Source organism: Vibrio sp. Of7-15, assembly GCF_022347565.1.
Taxonomy (GTDB): Bacteria; Pseudomonadota; Gammaproteobacteria; order Enterobacterales; family Vibrionaceae; genus NORP241.
The window spans coordinates 12,630-34,159 of record NZ_JAKRGH010000024.1 but is presented as its reverse complement, the minus strand read 5'-3'; the positions used below and the strand labels follow the sequence as shown (position 1 = coordinate 34,159).

The 21,530-nt window shown below is 42.8% G+C and carries 17 protein-coding genes; 8 read left to right on the top strand and 9 right to left on the bottom strand.

Annotation, left to right across the window (positions count from 1 at the left end; genetic code table 11):
* Window positions 1-18: 18 nt before the first annotated feature.
* From MHO82_RS19815 to MHO82_RS19800, 4 genes are all read right to left on the bottom strand, one after another.
* A complete protein-coding gene (locus MHO82_RS19815; RefSeq protein ID WP_239186762.1) occupies window positions 19-1,359 on the bottom strand; it encodes an outer membrane protein transport protein in 1,341 nt (446 codons plus the stop codon).
* 325 nt (window positions 1,360-1,684) lie between these two features.
* Window positions 1,685-2,995, bottom strand: coding sequence for an outer membrane protein transport protein (locus MHO82_RS19810; protein ID WP_239186900.1), 1,311 nt, complete (start codon window positions 2,993-2,995; stop codon window positions 1,685-1,687).
* A gap of 269 nt (window positions 2,996-3,264) precedes the next feature.
* Window positions 3,265-3,984 carry a DUF3379 domain-containing protein gene (locus MHO82_RS19805; RefSeq protein ID WP_239186759.1) on the bottom strand — a complete coding sequence of 240 codons (720 nt, stop codon included), beginning with the start codon at window positions 3,982-3,984 and terminating at the stop codon, window positions 3,265-3,267.
* Complete coding sequence (locus tag MHO82_RS19800) at window positions 3,971-4,546, bottom strand: sigma-70 family RNA polymerase sigma factor (protein WP_239186756.1); 576 nt, start codon at window positions 4,544-4,546, stop codon at window positions 3,971-3,973. The genes MHO82_RS19805 and MHO82_RS19800 overlap by 14 nt, the downstream gene beginning before the upstream one ends.
* Before the next feature lie 641 nt (window positions 4,547-5,187).
* On the opposite strand from MHO82_RS19800, the gene fadI reads away from it, so the two are divergent.
* Window positions 5,188-6,498, top strand: a complete 1,311-nt coding sequence (gene fadI, locus MHO82_RS19795; protein ID WP_239186753.1) for an acetyl-CoA C-acyltransferase FadI — start codon at window positions 5,188-5,190, stop codon at window positions 6,496-6,498.
* Window positions 6,498-8,618 carry a fatty acid oxidation complex subunit alpha FadJ gene (gene fadJ, locus MHO82_RS19790; protein ID WP_239186750.1) on the top strand — a complete coding sequence of 707 codons (2,121 nt, stop codon included), beginning with the start codon at window positions 6,498-6,500 and terminating at the stop codon, window positions 8,616-8,618. The genes fadI and fadJ overlap by 1 nt, the downstream gene beginning before the upstream one ends.
* A 98-nt stretch (window positions 8,619-8,716) precedes the next feature.
* On the opposite strand, the gene MHO82_RS19785 is transcribed toward fadJ, so the two are convergent.
* Window positions 8,717-11,494, bottom strand: a complete 2,778-nt coding sequence (locus tag MHO82_RS19785) for an insulinase family protein (RefSeq protein ID WP_239186747.1) — start codon at window positions 11,492-11,494, stop codon at window positions 8,717-8,719.
* 132 nt (window positions 11,495-11,626) lie between these two features.
* Between MHO82_RS19785 and sixA the strand changes: the two genes are divergently transcribed.
* The gene (gene sixA / locus MHO82_RS19780) at window positions 11,627-12,103 is read left to right on the top strand and encodes a phosphohistidine phosphatase SixA (protein ID WP_239186744.1); all 477 of its coding nucleotides are present in this window, start codon (window positions 11,627-11,629) and stop codon (window positions 12,101-12,103) included.
* Between the two features lie 79 nt (window positions 12,104-12,182).
* Here sixA and smrB read toward each other — a convergent pair whose 3' ends face one another.
* On the bottom strand, window positions 12,183-12,713 hold the full coding sequence (gene smrB / locus MHO82_RS19775; RefSeq protein WP_239186741.1) for an endonuclease SmrB: 531 nt from the start codon (window positions 12,711-12,713) through the stop codon (window positions 12,183-12,185).
* A 52-nt stretch (window positions 12,714-12,765) separates the two neighbouring features.
* Here smrB and prmB point away from each other — a divergent pair, with 52 nt between their 5' ends.
* From prmB to MHO82_RS19760, 3 genes are all read left to right on the top strand, one after another.
* The gene (gene prmB, locus MHO82_RS19770) at window positions 12,766-13,698 is read left to right on the top strand and encodes a 50S ribosomal protein L3 N(5)-glutamine methyltransferase (protein WP_239186738.1); all 933 of its coding nucleotides are present in this window, start codon (window positions 12,766-12,768) and stop codon (window positions 13,696-13,698) included.
* Window positions 13,699-13,961: 263 nt separating this feature from the next.
* Window positions 13,962-15,047, top strand: a complete 1,086-nt coding sequence (gene aroC / locus MHO82_RS19765) for a chorismate synthase (protein WP_239186735.1) — start codon at window positions 13,962-13,964, stop codon at window positions 15,045-15,047.
* 210 nt (window positions 15,048-15,257) lie between these two features.
* Window positions 15,258-17,141 carry a methyl-accepting chemotaxis protein gene (locus MHO82_RS19760; RefSeq protein WP_239186732.1) on the top strand — a complete coding sequence of 628 codons (1,884 nt, stop codon included), beginning with the start codon at window positions 15,258-15,260 and terminating at the stop codon, window positions 17,139-17,141.
* Between the two features lie 229 nt (window positions 17,142-17,370).
* On the opposite strand, the gene MHO82_RS19755 is transcribed toward MHO82_RS19760, so the two are convergent.
* A complete protein-coding gene (locus MHO82_RS19755) occupies window positions 17,371-18,009 on the bottom strand; it encodes a trimeric intracellular cation channel family protein (protein WP_239186729.1) in 639 nt (212 codons plus the stop codon).
* A 215-nt stretch (window positions 18,010-18,224) separates the two neighbouring features.
* Here MHO82_RS19755 and MHO82_RS19750 point away from each other — a divergent pair, with 215 nt between their 5' ends.
* Together MHO82_RS19750 and MHO82_RS19745 are read left to right on the top strand one after the other, a co-directional pair.
* Window positions 18,225-18,755, top strand: a complete 531-nt coding sequence (locus MHO82_RS19750; protein WP_239186726.1) for an elongation factor P hydroxylase — start codon at window positions 18,225-18,227, stop codon at window positions 18,753-18,755.
* Window positions 18,756-18,838: 83 nt separating this feature from the next.
* A complete protein-coding gene (locus tag MHO82_RS19745) occupies window positions 18,839-19,108 on the top strand; it encodes a YfcL family protein (protein ID WP_239186723.1) in 270 nt (89 codons plus the stop codon).
* A 68-nt stretch (window positions 19,109-19,176) separates the two neighbouring features.
* Here the strand turns inward: MHO82_RS19745 and MHO82_RS19740 are convergent, their stop codons facing one another.
* Complete coding sequence (locus MHO82_RS19740) at window positions 19,177-19,629, bottom strand: isoprenylcysteine carboxylmethyltransferase family protein (protein ID WP_239186720.1); 453 nt, start codon at window positions 19,627-19,629, stop codon at window positions 19,177-19,179.
* Between the two features lie 18 nt (window positions 19,630-19,647).
* Window positions 19,648-21,435, bottom strand: a complete 1,788-nt coding sequence (locus tag MHO82_RS19735; RefSeq protein ID WP_239186717.1) for a sigma-54-dependent Fis family transcriptional regulator — start codon at window positions 21,433-21,435, stop codon at window positions 19,648-19,650.
* Window positions 21,436-21,530 lie beyond the last annotated feature (95 nt).

The window sequence follows — 21,530 nt, the reverse complement described above, 5'->3', positions numbered from 1 at the left end:
ATTTAAGTCTACCTAGACTTAGAAAGTGTAGCTCGCTTGAACACCAACTAGCCAGATATGACCTGTTGTTGTTCCAACAAATTGTCCGCCAACTGCTTGCGCTTCATCATCAGATGCATAACCACGAGACTCTTTAATGTCAGCATCTTTAGCTGCTATGTAAGTAACACCAGCATCAAGAGTTAGTTGCTCTGACCACTGGTAGCCAGCACCCGCACTGAACCATAGACGGTCAGTTTCTGGGATTGTAATTGTACGGTTTTTGTCATTTACCGCTGAAGTATCGTAAGCAATACCACCACGAACAACTAATTTATTGTCTAGCTGGTAAGTTGTACCCAGTGCTAGACGGTAGTTGTCTTCCCAGTTTTCAACTTTTACCATTGAAGGGCCATCTGCAAATTCAGCTTCCAGTTTTTCGAAGCTGCTCCAATCTGTCCAGTTGAAGCTTGCGTGTATGGCTAGCTTTTCTGTTAATTGGTGGTAGCTTGCCAATTCCGCTGTTGCAGGTAGGGTTAAGTCCATCTTACCGTTTTTTTGAGCGCCAGTGGCAAGTCCAAAACCAGCTCCTTCAGCATGACCTTCAAGCTCAAGTAGTACTTCTGATTTATAAGCAAAGCCAATACGATGATCATCATTGACTTGCCATGCAGCACCTACTTGCCAGCCATAAGAAGTGTCGTCACCTTCCATGTATTTCAGGGTAGTGCCTGCGGCTGGAAGGAAGTTACCTCCTCCAATGTGTGTTGGAGTCGATGGTAAGTGGCTAGGGGTTGTTGCCCCAAAGCTACCTTCCCCAATTACGTAGCGAAGTCCGCCACCAAGGCTGAATGCATCATTGAGTTTATACGCAATATTGGCATTGATTTCTTTAGTGATAACACTGGCTTCGTTACCAAAGTGTGATGCAGAAAAATCTTTACCTAGGTCGGTTTCCATACCGTAGTTAGTGCCAGCCGCTAAACCAAGCACAATGTTGTCATTTAATTGGTGGCTTAGGTAAATATTAGGGATCACGGCGCTATTTGCAAAATCAGAAGACGAAGCTGATTTTGTTTGATTAGGTGTACCTGTGCTGTAGTCGGTATAGGTAACCGTTCCATCGACATCTACATTTGGATCAACATAAATCGCGCCTACGGATACCTGTGTGCCTTTTAGGTAGGTCATCATAGCAGGGTTGCGCCATTGTGAACCTGCGTTGTCTGCTATTGCGGCTTCGCCTGCGTACGCACGGCCAAGGCCAGTTGCTGAATATTCTGCCAGTTGGAAGCCTGCTGCGTTGACTGTTGAGCTAACAGATAGGCTTAATAAGCTAAGAGTGACTGCTTGGGAAAGTTTTGTTTTACGCTTAAACATTATTATGGTGTTCGCTGAGTTTTAGGGAATCTAATGCGTTTATGATAATAATTAGAGTAATAACTTCAATTTTTAATCGGTAAAAATAGATTATTTAGTGAGAAAAATAAATATCTGGTTAATCGGGAGTCAAATAATCTAACTTTTATACATTTAACATGGGGTTAACAGTTGGTTTCAGCGAACACTTGTAGTGTTAATCAGGGAGTTCAGAGAGCATGTGTACGCTCAAAATGAGTGAATATAGGTCAACGGTAAGAATACGAGGTATGAAAAAGGGCTGACCGAAGCCAACCCTTTAAGCATATTTATTCTAGGCGATTACTTAGAAGCTACGGCTGTACTGTAGGCCTAATAATACCGCGTTGGCACGTGTTGTACCTGTAAACTGGGTCTCAACAGTACCTAAAGCAGTGCCAGTTGGAACAGAAGATGTTTCTTTTACGTTTACATCTTCTCCTAATAGATAAGTTGCACCAAAATCAATGGTTGATTTACTATCCAAGTGGTAACTAAAGCCTGCTGAGAACCATTGACGATCAGAGTCTGGTACTGAAACTGAGGTTACTTGATCTTGAGCACTGGTGTCATACATGTAACCGGCGCGAAGTTCCCAGTCTTTATTTAAGTAGTAAGTACTACCAATTGAGTAGTGCATACCATTTTGCCATTTATAATCATTTAATGAACCACCAGCTTGAGTTTTTTCACTCTCAAGTTTGTCGAATGCAGACCAGCCAATCCATTGAACAGAGTAATGAACTGCAAGCTTAGAATTTTCAATTCGGTGATAGCCAGAAAACTCAGCCATATCTGGTAGTGGCATATAAAGAGTATCACCTTTATATTCGGTTCCTGCATATGAAACGTCACCTTCAGCTTCCAGTCTTGGGCTATGGCGATATGATAAACCAAATCTATTTCTTTCATTTAGCTCATAAACAGTGCCGAGATTAAAGCCAAGAGCAAAGCCATCAGCATCTGCTTTCAATGCTGTACTTTCAGCTGGTCCTCCAGCTACAGCTGGTGCCTGTATAGTTATATCTCTTTCAAGCTTACCTTTACCGTATACAAGGTCTAATCCCCCGCCGATACTCCATTGTTCATTTAGGCGGTACGAAAGACTAGCACCTAAATTCATGCTTTTAACGTCAGTTAAGCCACCGTATTCAGATGCTACAAATGAATTATCAAATTCGGTTTTTGTGCCGAAGTTAGAGTATAAGTTGACCCCCCATGCTAGTTTCTCATTAATAGGAACTATTAGGTGGATATTTGGAACAAAAGAAGTGTCACCAGCATTATCGTAGTTGGATTGGGAGCTGTAATCTATGGATAAAGGATGTGCCGAGGGTAAGTTGTTAGTTTGGCTATATTTCGCATCTTTCACTTCGATCTGAGAGTCGATCATTACAAAACCAAGTGACATCGACATTTCATCGAATAGAGCCATTGCAGCAGGGTTACGCGCCATCACAGAAGCATTATCTGCAATCACAGCATCACCAGCAAAAGCACGGCCTAGGCCAGTTGCAGATTGGGCATTTAGCTGAAAACCAGCGGCCACTGCTTGTTGAGTGGTTAAAGTAATAGCTGCCGCTAAAACAGTTTTTTGAAACAGACGCTTCTTGTTCATCATTATTATTTCCAATTTTATATTTGGTTTATTTATATCGCTGACATTTTTGTCAAAGCTGCGCGATTGTAGTGGTTGTTCTAATAATGAGAAATCCGACCATTGCCTAAAATCGTCTAAAATGCATGAACTAGCATTAAGTTGTAACAAAATAGTTATAAGTGTATGTATGTGTGCTCTTGCTTTGATAAGTGCGGTGAATTGTGTATAGAGAAAGCGCCTTAACCGAAGGCTAAAGCGCTTTATATAGGTAGGTTAAAGCAAAGAAGCTAGGCTTGAAGGTTTAGGTTATCCATCAGGCTATCAACAACAGGCTTTATATCTTCTTGCTGTTCACCAACAACAATCATGCTGGCTTTTTGCAGTGGAATAACAGTGCCTTTCATCTGTGCATCATTAAAGTCATATTCGTTTTGACTTTTCTCTGGTACGACAAAGATGGTGATTTTGCCTTTCTCACCTTGCATAACTACATGCAGGGCATTCATGTTGCCAAATGCACAGTGGTTTACATAGTAAATATGACCAGGTAAATCACGGCTAAACTCTTTACCAAAAGGTGCTAATTTCGCATTGACCTGCGCAAGAGAGACAGCCTCATCCACAAGATTAACAAATGGGGCTTCGTCATACACATGTGTCAATGCTGTGTCTGACATGCTTGCTTGTGCCGTTGGCAGAATTTGTTCTTGCCAGTTGGTTTGACCGAGTAAAAGCCCACAGAAGAAGGCCACCGAAGCTGCGATAGCCAAATGTTTACGTGGTGCTTTAACAGGCTGTGGCTGGTCACTTACTTGATTAAATAGTATGCGGTCAGCTAAGTCGTCTGGCACATCAATTCTGAGTGCTTGTTCAATTTGGTTATCTAATTGCTGCAACTCATCAACGAACTGACGGTTCTGGCTGCTTCCTTCAAGCGCGTTAAGAATATCCGTACTCTTATCGTTAGGGTCGGCCAGAAGACGTCGACGAAATTCAAGATCGTCCATTTTGTTGACCTCTCTGTGAATGCTTCTGTTCCATTTGATCTTTGAGTTGATTACGAGCTCTAAATAAACGTGTCATTACCGTGTTACGGTTCAAACCTAAAATACTCGCAATCTCATCGCCATTAAAACCAGCGATGACTTGTAGTACTAATGGCTCTCGATATTCAGCTGCTAAAGACATGATTTGTTTATGAAGCCATTGCTGCTCCATAGATTGCTCGTTCCCCGTATACGAGCTATCTTCCACAGGATGGTCTTCTATATCAACTAATTCGAGCTGTTTTCGTTCGAATCTACGTGCATTTTCGCGACGCAGAATAGTTATCAGCCATGATTTAGCTGCCTTTTCATCTTGTAAACTGTCGAGAGAGCGCCACGCTCTAAGGCAAGTTTCTTGTACAAGATCTTCAGCAATATGCTGATCTTTACACAGCCAATAAGCGTAACGGTATAAGTCTCGATGCCAAGCTCGTACCAGAGCTTCGTATCGCCTTTGCTTATCCATATCATTATTGACCGAGGCAGAGCGATCTTTCTTTCGAAATAAATTGGTCACACCCATTTTTTTGTCCTTATTTCGTAAAGCAAAGCGATTATTCGTCATGAAAAGCCAAATTCAGCACTAAACTTGATCTACTTCAAAAATTGGCTTTGCAATAAGGTTATATTAGTTTCCGTCATCCCGTCGGGCTCTTGTAGCCTGGCACGTTGAGCAGATGACACTTCCTTTTGAAGGCTGACTTTACTTTCTCCAATCAGGTAACACTGATTTTTTACAATTGGCTTTATGTTAATTGCTTTATATGTAGATTCTGACCACGCTATTTTGTAGTGTGGTTTTTTTTTGCTTGCTTTATTGCTTGCAAAAAGCATAACCAATCTGTGAGTGAATGCTTCCCCCCAAGCTTTCTTTAGTATATCAGCCTTTATAAATATGCAATTCTGTTGACATCATATTTACAACGTTAATACGTGCGCCAATAGTAATCGGCCAAGCTATCAAACATCAATCTGAAGTCGCTATTTTCTTTGAATTATTTGTCTTTCTTTCCAATGGTAACGGATTGCTAACATTCTTGCCGCTTTATGAATATCAAACTATTTGAGCAAGCTCTCAAACAATTGTTTGAAAAAAGCAACATTCTCGTTACAATTGATCAGGTCTGACCTCTTAATGAATTAATAGAATGATAAGGAGAAGCGATGACTACGCTGCAAAATTTAACAACCCGTTCGGGTGAGCGCATCGCCGTGGTAACTGGATTACGAACTCCCTTTGCACGTCAAGCGACGGCTTTTAACGGAGTGTCTGCTCTTGATATGGGCAAAATGGTAGTAAATGAAATGCTACTAAAACTAGATTTAGATCCAAAAATAATTGACCAAGTTGTATTTGGGCAAGTTGTTCAGATGCCAGAAGCGCCAAATATTGCACGTGAAATCGTTCTTGGTACTGGAATGGACGTTGGTACAGATGCTTACAGTGTGACTCGTGCTTGTGCCACCAGTTTTCAAGCCGCTGCTAACGTTGCTGAAAGCATTATGTCAGGCACTATTGATGTTGGTATTGCTGGTGGCGCAGATTCTTCTTCTGTTCTACCTATTGGTGTCTCTAAAAAAATGGCTGCCACCTTACTTGCGTTGAGTAAAGCCAAAACGATGAGTAAGCGTTTGAAGCTATTAAGCCAGCTTTCGCTGAAAGATTTGGCTCCTGTTCCTCCTGCTGTTGCTGAGTATTCGACTGGGCTAAGCATGGGGCAAACTGCGGAACAAATGGCTAAAAGTCATGGTATTACCCGACAGGCTCAAGATGAGTTAGCGCATCGTTCTCATTCTTATGCATCTAAAGCATGGGCAGACGGCTTAATTGATGATGAAGTCATGACGGCGTTCTCAGAACCGTTTAAAGGTTATATCAGCAAAGATAATAATATTCGTGAAGATTCAACGGTTGAAAGCTATGCGAAACTGCGTCCAGCGTTTGATCGCAAGTATGGCTCAGTGACGGCTGCAACCAGCACACCACTGACAGATGGTGCCGCGGCGGTTTTACTAATGCGGGAAGGTAAAGCCAAAGAGCTTGGCTTAGATGTACTTGGTTACATACGCTCTTATGCATTTTCGGCCATTGATGTTCATGAAGATATGTTGATGGGGCCATCGTATGCGACGCCGATTGCTTTAGATCGTGCGGGTATAACGCTTGCTGATCTTACGTTGATTGAAATGCATGAAGCGTTTGCCGCTCAAACGTTAGCGAACGTAAAAATGTTTGCATCAAAAGAGTTTGCACAACAAAAACTTGGCCGTAGCGAAGCCATCGGCGAAATCGACATGAATAAATTTAATGTATTAGGGGGCTCGTTAGCTTATGGGCATCCTTTTGCTGCTACAGGGGCTCGTATGATCACGCAAACGTTACGTGAACTTAAGCGTCGTGGTGGTGGACTTGCGTTAAATACTGCCTGTGCGGCAGGTGGTTTAGGTGCTGCAATGATTTTGGAGGCAGAATAATGAATAACACATCAAATACATCAGCATTTACTCTGACGCGCGATGAAAACAACGTTGCTTGGCTAAAAATTGACGTTCCTGGCGAGAAAATGAACACCCTTCAATCCGTATTTGCAGAGCAGGTCAGTGCGGTTCTTGAAGAGATCAAACAGCAACAAAACGACATTAAAGGGCTAGTAATTCATTCTGGTAAGCCAGATAACTTTGTTGCTGGTGCTGATGTACGCATGTTAGATGCGTGTAGTACAAAAGAAGAAGCACAGGCATTAGCCAAACAAGGGCAAGAGTTGTTCGCTCAAATTGAAGCGTTGCCGTTTAATGTGGTTGCCGCGATTCATGGCCCATGTTTGGGAGGCGGATTAGAGTTGGCATTGGCGTGTCATTACCGCGTGTGTAGTGATGCCGATATTACTCGCCTTGGATTACCGGAAGTGCAGTTGGGCTTACTGCCGGGCTCTGGTGGTACTCAGCGTTTACCGCGTTTAGTCGGTGTCGCAACAGCATTAGACATGATGTTAACGGGTAAGCAGCTACGAGCGAAAAAAGCGAAAAAGCTGGGTGTTGTGGATGCTTGTGTACCAGAATCAATTTTATTGCAAGTTGCTCAAGATCTTGCGACGGGTAAAAAGCCAAAGCGTAAGCGTGAATGGAAAGAGTGGGCAATGGGTGGTAATTCGTTGGGCCGTTCTGTTGTTTTTGATCAAGCAGCTAAAAAAACACGTGAGAAAACTCGCGGTAACTACCCAGCAACCGAAGCCATTCTTGAGGTCATTAAATATGGTCTAGAGAACGGCCTGAAAAAAGGCCTAGAGCTTGAAGCCAAACGCTTTGGGGAGTTAGTTCAAACGTCAGAGTCGGCTTCTCTACGCAGTATTTTCTTTGCTACTACCGCCATGAAAAAAGAGCATGGTAGTGATGCAGAGCCTAAAGTGGTAAAGCGTGTTGGTGTACTGGGTGGTGGGCTAATGGGAGCGGGCATTGGTCACGTTTCTGTTGGTAAAGCGAAAGTACCTGTGCGTATTAAAGATGTCTCTAATGATGGTGTTTTAAATGCGTTAAGTTACAACTACAACTTATTTAATAAACAACGCCGTCGCCGCATTATTTCCAGAGCTGAATTGCAAAAGAAAATGAACTTGATCACGGGTGGCACTGATTTCACCAGCTTTGCTCAAACGGATGTTGTTGTTGAAGCCGTATTTGAAGATTTGTCTTTAAAGCAACAGATGGTTAAAGACATTGAAACGAACGCAAACCAAGCTACGATCTTTGCTACTAACACATCATCATTGCCTATTCATCAAATCGCAGAAGGGGCAGAGCGCCCTGAAAATATTGTCGGTCTTCATTACTTTAGTCCTGTTGAAAAGATGCCGCTGGTGGAGGTGATACCACATGCTGGTACGTCTGACGAAACAGTTTCTACAGTGGTTGCTTTAGCGAAAAAGCAAGGCAAAACTCCGATCGTTGTGGCAGATACGGCAGGCTTTTTTGTAAACCGTATTCTTGCGCCTTATATGAATGAATCTGCTCACGTTTTATTGTCTGGTGAGCCGATTGATCATATTGATACTGCGTTATTGGATTTTGGTTTTCCGGTTGGGCCGATAACTTTACTCGATGAAGTTGGCGTAGACATTGGCGCGAAGATCATGCCTATTCTAGTGAGTGAGCTTGGTGATCGCTTTAAAGGGCCTGATGTTTTTGATGTGCTCCTGAACGATAACCGTAAAGGTCGTAAGAGTGGTAAAGGTTTCTATTTATATGATGGGAAGAAGAAAAAAGTCGACAAGTCGGTTTACACGCTATTGAACTTATCTCCGAAAGAATCCGCAGCAGGGAATGACATTGCATTGCGATGCGTTCTTCCAATGCTGAATGAAGCTGCGCAATGTCTTGCGGATGGGGTGATCCGTTCGCCACGTGATGGTGATATTGGCGCTATTTTTGGTATCGGTTTCCCTCCTTTCCTTGGCGGACCATTCCGTTATATGGATCAGATCGGCGCTGCGAAGTTAGTTGAGATGATGAACGATGCCGTGAATAAGTACGGCGAACGATTTAAGCCATGCGATAAGTTGGTCGCGATGGCGGCAGAAAACCAGCGTTTTTATGACTAGAAGCGTATTTTAATTGAACAAAAAAGGGTTAGTATTTTACTAACCCTTTTGTTTTTGTTTTTGTTTGAGCGATGGAAATGGTTTTTAATTTATATTGCTTAGCCAAGCTCTTCATCTTTTGGCCGTAGCTGGAACTCGTCGATGGAGCCTATCTCTAGCCCTACATCTAGCCTATCAAGTTCGGCATGAGCATGTCCTTGGCAGTGCATCACTAAGCGATTGGCCGTCCGTGGTTTTAATACATTAACAATAAAACGGATCATTTCTGCTCTGCTTAAGTTTTTAAGCTCTTCTATGACTTTAGTGCGCTGATTAAATTCTTCATCTTTATTACCAATACTGACCCATAAGCGTTGGCCTCTGGCTCTAAGGTTGGTGTCAGGTTCCGAGAATTGGTTAATCAAGCCTGTTTTACTGCTTTGCCATTGGTATTCATTGAGTTCAAGAAGAACCAAAGAAAACGCATTTACGAATTCATCAATAGCATCCAGTAGAAAAGCAGGGGATGCCATTGGAGATTGCACATACAAAATAAGACCAGGGTGGCGATTTAACGGCAAATTGCCCGTACCAACCATATAACCTAGTTGTTGTTTAGTACGAATTTCATGGAAGAAAGTTGCCGACATTAAGTGGTTTGCTAATGTGTAAATAGCAATGCTGCGAGGATCAAAAGTTGGTGACTGGTAGTACAGCAAGATGGCGGAGTCAGCGTGATTACAGAATAATTCTCGCTGGAAGGTGCCTGACTCGCCGAGCATGACCAACGGACGCAAAGCTTCTTCATACTGTTGGTTTTGAACTCGTAAGGCATCTTTGAGAGTTTCAGCTAGCATAACCGCATCTTTTTCTAACCAATCACCATACACAAACATATCGACATGCAGTTCAGCAAACATAGCTTCTACAAACGCAGGTAGCTCATCCACTTCAATGCTTTCCAATGCTTCGATAAGGGCTGGGTAAGGGGGGTTATTAGGCTGTAAAATACCCGTTAAAGCATTAAAAAGCTGTGAAATTGGCCTGTCCTGAGAGGCATTACGCCAATTACGCAAGAGCTGTGCTTTAATCACTTCAAAACGCTTTGCATTAAATTCACGGGTAGCAAAGCGCTTAATGATCAGCTCAAGCAGTAGTGGCTGTTTTTGGCTAAAACCCGATAGCTGGAGGGTAACCCCACCTTGATGGGCATACAGGTTATAGTTCATGCCTGCAATTTCAGCTTGATAAGTTTCTTGGCTGAGGGCATCCAAAAGCATTTCAACACATAAACGAGTTTTTACAATTTTTCGAGGCGTCGATACTGCATGAGGGCTATCTATAGCAATGTACACTAAGCCTTTTGGTACTCGGAAATCATGTTCTTGTTTATGCCATAACCTAAATCCAGGCAGATCTTGGAGAATGCGTGGCTCTTGTGCTTCCCCTTCGAGCGGCTGAGGATCGAGATCATAGCAGATGTATGGGTTTGGCTCTGGTAGCAACAGGTTCGGGTCTGGTTGTTGAGTGTTCCAGCGTTTTAATTGTGCTTTAGTAAAGGGGGTTGATGAGTAGGGGGTATCGTACCATTGAGCAATACGATCGTATTCCAAACCTTGGGCGATGAGCGTTAAGCGCATTTTTTCTGGTGTTAGGTAATCGAGTAACTCACGCAGCATTGGCTCATCATAGCCATTCATCATGTAGTCACCATAAATGACGTCGTTAGCTTGGTAATGATGTAAGTTCATGACTAGATAGCTGACGGCATCTAGGGGCTTGGTTTTTTCTTGGAACTGAAAAGCGGATTCGAGAACGGCTTTTTTCTCATCATAGCGCCACTCATCTAACCCTGACTCTTTGATTAGATGAATATATTGGAAGGTTTTTTCAACAATATATTCAACATTATCAATGCCTTCTTCCGTTAGGTTATAACTGACCGTAAATTCACGGAAGTTACTGCCGTTGATACCACCGCCAGCAGCAAGAGTGTTGATGTAACCTTGATCTTTTAGGTACATCATTAAACTGCCAGGACCTTCATACCCTAATAAATGTGCAATATAAGAAAGTGGTTTGGTTGGGTATAAATGATCAACACAAGGCAAAGAGAACGAGAGTGTCAGCTTTCGAACTTCTTTTATTGGCTCCACTGTTATCCATTGCGCCATTTGTTTTTTTGTCACCAATGGCGTGTCGATAGATTTAGCAGCCAACTGACGGTTTTCTACTAAGCCAAAAAATTGCTCGGCATACTGGCTGAGCTCGTCGAGTGATTTAGGGCCAAGCAGAACTAGCGTCATTAAATCCGCAGAGTAGTGCGTTTGGTAAAAATGGATGAGCTCATCGCGGATAGAGGTATCGTCTCTATCTTCTAGGGTATCAAAACTGCCGACTGAGAATTTGGTAAAAGGGTGCTTAGGGTTAATGGTTTCTTTGTGAACCTGATATAAGCGACGAACATCGTCTTTCAGTTTTAGGCGATATTCGGAATCTACGGCTTGGCGTTCTTTTTCTAGTGCGTCTTCATTAAATAAAGGGGCATGGAAGAATTGGCCAAAACGGTCTAAGCCTTCTTCAAACACATCGGGGTTAATTTCAAAGAAAAAGGTGGTATGTTCAGTACCTGTCCAGGCGTTATTGTTGCCGCCATGCTGACTGATGAATGACTGAAATTCGCCCACTTTAGGGTATTTATCTGTGCCTAAAAATAGCATGTGCTCTAAAAAATGCGCCATGCCTTGTCTATCAGTAGGATCGTCAAAGTGACCAACATTCACCGACAATGCCGCTGCGGCTCGTGGTGCAGTATGGTCGTGAACGAGGAGTACACGTAAACCATTAGCTAAAGTGACGTAGCGATATTTTTTATGATCGTTTGGGCTGACGTGCACGTAAGTACTCCGATTTTCAGTCAATTAGACATTAATTATGACGCTGATGCCGCATACTGGCAAACATAAGCTTTACCAATTTTTGATTAGCTTGTTACTATTATGGGCTTGATATTGAGTATGAGCTTATTTATGCAAGTGTTTATTATGCGTCACGGTGAGGCAGAAAATTTTGCTCCAAGTGATGCTGAACGTGCGTTAACCACTAAAGGTGAGCAACAAACTATTGCCATGGCAGAGTGGCTTTCTTCACAGCTGACGAATGACATTGATTATGTTTTAGTTAGCCCTTACTTACGTGCTCAGCAAACGTGGCAGGCAATTGAGAAAACATTGCCTATAAATGCTCATGTTGAAACATGTGAAGAAATTACCCCCTATGGCCATTCAGATGATGTTGCGGAATACCTGAAAGCATTAATTTCGACTAAGTCATTAAAGTCTGTTCTGGTTGTGTCCCACTTACCCTTAGTTGGTTATTTAACAGCCGAATTGGTTCCTGGGTTAACAGCACCCATGTTTTTCACTTCTGGTATCAATTGTATCGAATTTGAGACAGATTTAGAGCAAGGCAGATTGCTTTGGCATCGTAGTCCGGCGAACTTGTGAACATAAAGTGAGCAGCTGCGATGTATGAAGGGATAATGGCGGTCAGAAGTACCGCCATTATTTATTACAAAAGGACATATTACTTTTCAGGGATATGGAGTAAAACAAGTAAAGCGCCATTACCACCAAATTCCAAAGGAGCTTGGTGAAAAGCCATCACATCAGGGTGCTGCGCTAACCATAAAGGCACTTTTTGCTTAAGAATATTTTTTCCTATTCCGTGCATGACGCTGGCACAGTTTACGTGCTCTTTTAAGCAATATGCGATCATTGCCCCAAGCTCTCTTTTAGCTTCTTGTTGTGTCATGCCATGCATATCTAAATAGACATCGGGAACATACACTCCGCGGCGAAGGCGTTTTACTTCATACTTAGAAACATCACTACGAGCATAACGAGTTGGGCCTTCTTCATTTAAATGAGGCACAAACTCATCTGAAAAATAAAACTCGTTATCTTTGGCGCTGTGGGTGGTTTTTCTTTCGTCTTGTTTTTTATTGCTCTTACGAGGTTGCTGGATTATGGTATCCTGTTGCAACTTTTTTATGCCTTTTACTGCATCTCGAAACAGCATAAGATCGTCATCATTAATTGGGTCTTTTTTGCTCATAACATACTTCCAACTACAACTTGCAGTATTGTAGCGCTAATCGGAGGCTATTTTGGATAAGATTTTTGTCGATGAGGCTGTAGCAGAGCTACATACCTTACAAGATATGTTGCGCTGGACAGTAAGCCGCTTTAATGCAGCTGGTCTGTTTTACGGCCATGGTACTGACAATGCATGGGATGAAGCGGTTCAACTTGTGCTACCAAGTTTGTACCTACCTATCGACATTCCTGCGGATGTTCGTGGTTCCCGCTTAACAAGCAGCGAACGTTTACGCATTGTAGAACGAGTTGTTCGTCGAATCAACGAGCGTACTCCAACCGCTTATTTAACAAATAAAGCGTGGTTCTGTGGCTTAGAGTTTTTTGTTGATGAGCGTGTACTTGTGCCTCGTTCACCAATTGGGGAGCTGATTGAAGCGCAATTCTCACCATGGTTGGTTGAAGAGCCAACACGCATTATGGATTTGTGTACCGGTAGTGGTTGTATTGCTATCGCATGTGCGCACGCTTTCCCTGAAGCAGAAGTTGACGCGATTGATATTTCTACCGATGCGCTAGAAGTAGCAGAGCAGAACATTCAGGATCACGGTATGGAGCAACAGGTGTTCCCTATCCGTTCAGATTTATTCCGTGATCTACCAAAAGATAAATACGATCTGATTGTGTCAAACCCACCGTACGTGGATCAAGAAGACATGGACAGCTTACCTGAAGAGTTCCAGCACGAGCCTGAGTTAGGCCTAGCTGCTGGCTCTGATGGCTTGAAATTAGTGCGTCGTATTTTGTCTAATGCACCAGACTACCTGTCTGACAATGGTATTTTGATTTGTGAAGTTGGTAACTCAATGGTTCATATGATGGAGCAATACCCAAATGTTCCATTTACTTGGATCGAATTTGAGCACGGTGGGCATGGTGTATTCATGCTAACTCGTGATCAATTAGTAGCTTGCCAAGAAGAGTTTGCTATTTATAAAGATTAGGTCTTTGTAATTTTTGAAGTAAGTAAGAAGCCTGATAGTGATATCGGGCTTTTTCTTTATTGGAAGTATATTCACGTAAAAGTGCCTTGAATAAAAAACGATAGAGAAGAATGCCTTAGCCATAAAAATAAACTTATCGATTGTATTTTTTTAATCGGGACTTTACAGCAAGGGCGTATAAAGCGAGTATGGGATTATGAAAAATAGGAAGGATAGCTCTTTTTGAGCGGTTAAACTCAAAAAGAAGCAACATAGGGGAAGCAATGGCAGGCAACACAATAGGACAACATTTTCGAGTTACCACGTTTGGTGAAAGTCATGGGATAGCGCTTGGCTGTATTGTGGATGGTTGTCCTCCTGGCTTAGAGCTAACAGAAGCTGATTTACAAAAAGATTTAGATCGTCGTCGTCCGGGTACATCTAAGTACACCACGCAGCGCCGTGAACCTGATGAAGTGAAAATTTTATCCGGTGTTTTTGAAGGGAAAACGACGGGCACTTCCATTGGTATGTTGATTGAAAATACCGATCAACGTTCTAAAGACTACTCCGACATCAAAGATAAATTCCGCCCAGGTCACGCTGATTACACTTATCATCAAAAATACGGTCAACGTGATTATCGTGGTGGTGGCCGCTCTTCCGCTCGTGAAACGGCAATGCGTGTTGCTGCTGGAGCTGTTGCTAAAAAGTACTTATTGCAAGAGTTTGGTATCGAAGTTCGTGCGTATTTATCACAAATGGGTGATGTCTCGATTGATAACGTCGACTGGGATGAAATTGAGAATAACGCTTTTTTCTGCCCTGATGTCGATAAAGTGGATGCGCTTGATGAACTGATTCGTAAGCTTAAAAAAGAAGGCGATTCTATAGGTGCCAAACTGACTGTTGTTGCCCAAGGGGTTCCAGTTGGTTTAGGGGAGCCTGTATTCGACCGCTTGGATGCCGATATTGCCCATGCCTTGATGAGCATTAATGCCGTGAAAGGGGTGGAAATCGGAGACGGCTTTGACGTAGTGAACCAGCGTGGCAGTGAGCATCGTGATCCACTGACACCAGAAGGTTTTGGCAGTAATCATGCTGGTGGTATTTTAGGTGGCATTTCATCTGGTCAGGACATTGTGGCTAATATTGCATTAAAGCCAACATCCAGTATTACGGTTCCGGGTGAAACCATTACACGTGATGGCGAAAAAACAGAGTTGATCACTAAAGGTAGACACGATCCATGTGTGGGCATTCGTGCCGTACCTATTGCTGAAGCGATGTTGGCCATTGTGCTAATGGATCATTTACTTCGTCATCGAGGTCAAAACTTTGGGGTTGTGACAGAAACACCAAAAATCTAAAAAATTGACATTATCCCAAGATAAAGAAAGCGAGGCTGTAGAAGACCTCGCTTTTTTATGACTTATAAATAATTATGATGTTACTAAACAGTGCCATATTAACAATAAGAGCTGTTTGTTTTTTGGTCGCTTGGTGTTTCTAATTCCAGTAGGACATAGAAAATGCCAATGACTTCTTTTTTGCTGTAGAACGATAAAGTAGGGTATTTCATGTTTGCAAATCTAACATTGAAAAATAAGCTGGCGTTGTCGGCCAGTGTGGCAATCATCCTGGGGGGCATTCTGGTTGAATTTCTTTCATTTTGGTCGTCACTTCAACGTCTTGATATCGAAGTTGAGCAGAGGCTTGAAAGCTCAGCGGCGTCTTATAATCAATACGTAAGTGATTGGTTAGAGTCTAAAGGCAGTGCTTTAACGGCATTACCTAGTGATGCTGCTTTGGAAGACATTGAACGTCATTTAAAGCAAGCACGACACTCAGGTCAGTTTGATAATGTGTTTCTTGCGTTTCCTGATGGTTCCCAGAAAAATGCCAATGGCGTTGTGTTACCTCCGGGAAATGACGATCCGAGAAAGTGGGGCTGGTACATTAATGCGAAGGCAAACCCTTCAAAAGTGTTCATGGACAACCCGACCGTCGCCGCTGCTACTGGTGCAAATGTGGTATCTCTTGGTAAAGCGCTCCAGTTGCAAAATCAACAAGTTGTACTGGGAGCGGATGTAGAGATCAACGATATTGTGAACAACCTTCAGAAAGTGATTTTACCAGGTGAAGGTTATATGTTCATTGCCACTGAGCAGGGCACCATTTTTACTCATGCGGACACAAAGTTACTCAATAAAGACATTACGACACTGGGTCTAAATAATAATGACATTCAGCGTGTGGTTCAAATGGGGAAAAATGAGCACTTTAATGTCAATGGTCAAGATCTTATTGTGTATGCAGAGGCCATACCTAATACCCGCTTAAAAACAGTGATTGTGATTGACTATGGTTCACTATTAGCGCCTTTATATAAAGCGATGTGGAGTCAAGTTATTGCGACTATTTTTGTGGTTATTATATGTACTTTCTTATTCAACTTATTGTGTGCGTATCTATTTAAACCTTTGCAGCGAGTGTCAGATGCGCTTGAGTTGATTGCACAAGGGAGTGGTGATCTGACGCAGCGAATTGATATTGATACCAAAGACGAAGTCGGCAACTTAGCGACTAGTTTTAATCAGTTCGTTGGTAGTTTACAGCAGCTCATAGGTCACGTTCGCCAGCAGTCTGAAGGGTTAACAGCCACCGCTGTCGAAGGCGAGAAACGTTCTAATAAGGCGGTTGGCGAATTACATCAGCAGCAGCAAGAAATCACAATGGTTGCTACCGCTGTGACCGAAATGGCTTCTGCCACGCAAGAAATTGCTTCTCATGCCGAGCAAACCGCAAAAGCTGCGCAAGACTCGTCAGGCAGTACTGATAATGGGCGTCAGTTGGTGCTGAATACGAAGAGCTCTATTAACAACCTAGCTGAAGAAGTGAATCAAGCCTCTAATGTGATTGGAGATCTTAACCAACACGCCCAAGAAATTAATACTATTTTGGCTACCATCCAAGGCATTGCAGAGCAAACCAATTTACTGGCGTTGAATGCTGCTATTGAAGCTGCGCGTGCGGGTGAGCAAGGGCGTGGATTTGCTGTGGTTGCCGATGAAGTACGTGTGTTATCTCAGCGTACCCAAACGTCGACAGAAGAAATTAAATCCATGATTGATACCTTACAAAAAACGACGGGGAAAGCCGTGGATTTAATGGGAACCAGCTCGGCTCTGGCTCATGAAACGGTGTCTGATGCGGATCAAGCGGCTTCTGCTCTGGAAGAAATTAATCAGTCAGTAGCGTTAATCAGTGACATGGCCACACAGATTGCGACAGCAGCGGAAGAACAGACTCAAGTGACAGGTGAAATTACCCAAACGATCACAGCGATTAAAGATGTAACGGATGAACTGGCGCTAGATGCTGATCATAGTTTATCGCAGTCACGAGATCTAAATGGTCAAGCTAATGACCTTAACGGTAAGGTTGCGACCTTTATCGTTTAATTATTTGGTGGTTTTATTATGAATAAACGGCGCTGATATCAGTGCCGTTTTTGTTTGCAGGATTGTGAATATTGATGTGCCCAATTTCATGATGATGGGAGAGGGACACCCAGCTTCTCTACCTAGGGGGAAATATCGGCTGAGTGCCGCTAAGCTCTTTTACTTGTAAACTCTTTAGCTTGAGTTCAGGGTAATTCAAGTTGGATGACGTAAATTACCTAAGCTAATGTTATTTGTGTTCTGAAACTGTTTCTGATGGATCTGCTTCAAAGTGGAAGGTTGGTAAGCTCCACCCGAATTTGACTGCGGCCATGCGAAGGCTAAAGCCAACCACTAATGTGGCAACAGTTGCTATCAGTTCATCAACATTGAAATGCAAAAGACCTAAATACAGCGCTGCTGAAAACAGTGATATCGATGCATATAACTCTTTATGTAGCACCATTGGGGTTTGGCGACACATCAGATCTCGTAATAACCCACCAAACACACCTGTCACAATAGCAGACACGAGGCAGATCAAAGGGTGAAGCCCCATATCAAGGGCGACTTTACAGCCAATAATACTAAAAACAATAAGGCCTAAAGAATCAAGCCAGACAAAGAAACGATGATTACGCGCAACCCATGGACCAATCCATGTCGTAATCACACCAGCAATACAGGTGATCATTAAAAAGTGTGGGTTTTCTACCCAGCCTAATGGGTAATGCCCTAATAAAATATCTCGTACCGTGCCACCACCAATTGCGGTTGCGCTGGCTACGAGCATAACGCCAAACCAATCCATTTGTTTTTTACCAGCGGACAATGCGCCAGTCATGGCTTCTGCCGTGATGCCAATGATGTATAAAATGCTTAGTAACATGGATATGAAAATCTACAGAGGTCAGGTTTATAAAACAGAGGTTATTGTAAGTGAAAGTAAATTGTATGACAAACTAGAAAAAGTAACGTTGTCCCGTTCGGATTAGTAAAATTAATTCACTAGGTATCTGCGTATAGGGAGTAAATCAAAGACATCTGCTTTTATCGGGCGTAAAATATCGGTTTGTTTTATGTTTGAACTGAACGACATTTGTAATGAGCCATAACTACCAAGACCTAATCAGCACCTTTAATCATACGTTTTTTCAAGATTTTAATACCAAACTTGAGCTAGGTGGTGATGAGCCTATTTACCTTCCTGCGGACGAGCAGTATGCGTACCACCGTATTATTTTTGCACGTGGTTTTTATGCTTCGGCATTACACGAAATTGCGCATTGGTGTGTAGCAGGCCCTCAAAGGCGTCTTTTAGAAGATTTTGGTTATTGGTATGAGCCTGATGGTCGTACAGAGCAAGTACAAGCGGAGTTCGAAAAAGTTGAGATCCGTCCACAAGCGTATGAGTGGATTTTATCAGTGAGTGCGGGTTTTCCTTTTACGGTGAGCTGCGACAATTTAAATGGTGACTTTGAGCCAGACCGTTTGTTATTTATGAAAAAAGTGCACGCAGAAGTGATGACGATTTTAGACGCAGGTTTACCTCTTCGCGTGAAAATGCTGTCGGACGCTTTGCGTGATTTCTATCAAACCCCCGATCTTACGCCGGAGCAATTCGTTGTTAGTTGAGGCTCGGAAGAGAAAGACGTTGCAAATTTATCTTCTGTCGTTAGGATTATCGGCATAATTAGCTCAATGAAGGCCAGCCTTAGATGATTGCACAATACGAAGAAACATTACTTGAACTTATCGACCAACAAGTTGAAACCGCATCTGACGATGAGTTGTTTGCTGGTGGCTACTTACGTGGCCATATCTCCCTATCTGCGGCAGACTGCGAAGCAGAAGAAATCTCTGATTTAGATGAGCTAAAAAAGCGTATTGTAAAAAGTCTGGATGATGCGAAAGCCGAGCTTTCCCCTGCTGATCGAATTATTGTTGATGATCTATGGCAGCAGCTGCAATCTAAAGCAGACAGCTAAGTTTCAGCATTTTATGGAAGCACTCAGCGTAAATTGAGTGCTTTTTTTGTGCCTGATTGCTTAGAAAGCTAACACCAGCGCCGAACTTGTTGGCAATATTGTAGGTATTCCTCGGCAAACAGTCCCTCTAAAATAGCTTCTTCTGGCTTGATCTGAAAGTAGTTGATATAAGCAATAAAGGCAGGAAACATGAGCAAGGAAGACAAGCTGCCAAAGTAAACAAAAGCAGCAAGCAAAATTAAAGAAAACCCTAAATACATTGGGTTCCTAGAGAGGCGATAAACACCTGAAGTGACCAAATGCGAAGAAGATTCTGGTTGGTGTGGGTTGACGGTGGTGCGGGCTTTCTGAAATGAAACAAAACCCGCAACAGGCAGTAGTGTTCCTAAGCAGCATAATATGAGCGCTAGCCAAAGTTGTCCTTGAAAGGAAAAATACCTCAAAGGCCAATAAACTGAGAGAAAATACATACCGATCATAGCAAGCAGTAATATGATTGGCGGTGGAACTTTTAAGTGCATGACCATTCCTTCAAATGATTATTTACATCCAATTTCTTTTAGCTTCCGATAAAGCGTATTGCGGCTGATACCCAGTTGTCTCGCCGTCTTACTGATATTACCGCTGTTACTTTTATAGGTTTCTAGCAACCGGGAGTGGATAGATTGTTTTAAGCTAGGTTGCGCAATAGGTTCTTCTGCTTTCACTGGTTCCGAGAAAAGCTGCTGCTGAATATTGGAAGGAATATCGGAAAGTTCTAAGGTTTTCTTTCCTTCAGAGAGTAGGCATGCAACTTTCATCATGCTATCTAGTTCTCGTAGGTTGCCAGGCCAAGCGTAGGTTTGTAGAAGCTTGGTGAGTGTGGGGGAAATATGTTGTTTTTGCTCTGAATATTTCCCATGAATTTGATGAATTAATGCTTTGAGATCATCACGTTCACGAAGGGCCGGAATATTGAGGGTAAGCCCATTTAGGCGATAGAATAAGTCTTGGCGAAAGGTCCCCTTTTCGACAGACTCTAGCAGGTTATTGTGTGTAGCCGCGATAATTTGAATGTCGACGTGTTCAATGCTGTTGCTACCAATAGGCACCACTTCACGTTCTTGCAATACGCGAAGCAGTCGGCTTTGCGCTGAAAGTGGCATTTCACCAATTTCATCTAAAAATAATATGCCTTTATTGGCCTGACGAATTTTGCCTAAATAGCCTTGTCGATTTGCTCCGGTAAACGCGCCGCCTACATAACCAAATAATTCCGACTCTAATAACTCACTAGGTAAAGAACCACAGTTTACTGCTACCAGAGGCGCTTTCTTTCTTTGGCTGACTTGGTGGAGCTGTTTAACAAACTGCTCTTTTCCGACTCCGGTTTCACCTAAAATCAGCAAAGGGATGTCTTTATTGATCACTTTGCATGCCTGCTGCCATATTTTCTCTACGGCACTATCGCCATAGTGCAAGGAGTTAGAAGCGGTGAACGTTCGGTTTTTGGGAGCAAGGGCCTGACACGCAATGCTGACATTATTGCTAGAGGTTTTGATGGATCTTGGAGCTGCATTCTGAGGTGGCCAGCTTTGTTGCCAAAAAGCCTCTAGGGTTTCACCTATTAAAATGGGCTTTTCAAGTAACTGGCTGGCGATTGAATTGTAAGCCAAAACTTTTCCTGATTCATTTGTCACAATGATCCCCTGCCACCCAGTATGAAGTAGGGAGTCGGAGAGGGCGATATCAAAACGGTAGCTCCCTTGAGGAACATGGTTCATGAGAGCACTTTCAACCTGTTGAACCATAGTTTGCACCAACAGGTTGACCTGAATGTTGTGTATTTGTTGCTCGCTCGTGATGTCTAAAATACCAATAAGCTTACCGTCTGGGGAAAAAATAGGGCTGGCAGTGCAGCTGAGAAAGCGGTGGTTTGAAATAAAATGTTGTTGGCCTCGTACACAAGTAAGGTTTTTTTCGGTTAAGGCGGTACCTATTGCATTGGTGCCTTTATGCTTTTCTTGCCAACATACACCTGCTTCTAAAGCGACATCGGTAAGTCGATTAGCGAACTTTTCTTGTCCCCAAGACGTTAAGATCACACCATTATTGTCTGCAATAATGAGTCGGCTTTGAGTGTGTGCTAAAGCTTGTTTGAATAAAGGAAATGCATGTTTTTCAATCACATTAATCAGTAGCGCAGACTCGTCTTTCTTGTGTTGTAAATCGACTCTATTTAAACGGATATGTTCAGGGGTTTCAGACTCTTTTAAACCTGCATGTCGGCTGCGTTGCCATGAACTGTTTAGCCAAGAGTCAGAGTGCGGGGTAGTTTGTAAGGTCATGGCAGGAGTGTCCTATGCTGATACAGTTTGGGTGTGTCAAAACGGAACAATGGAACAGGATTGAACACTTGGGCTGTGCGAGTCATTTTTCTTAT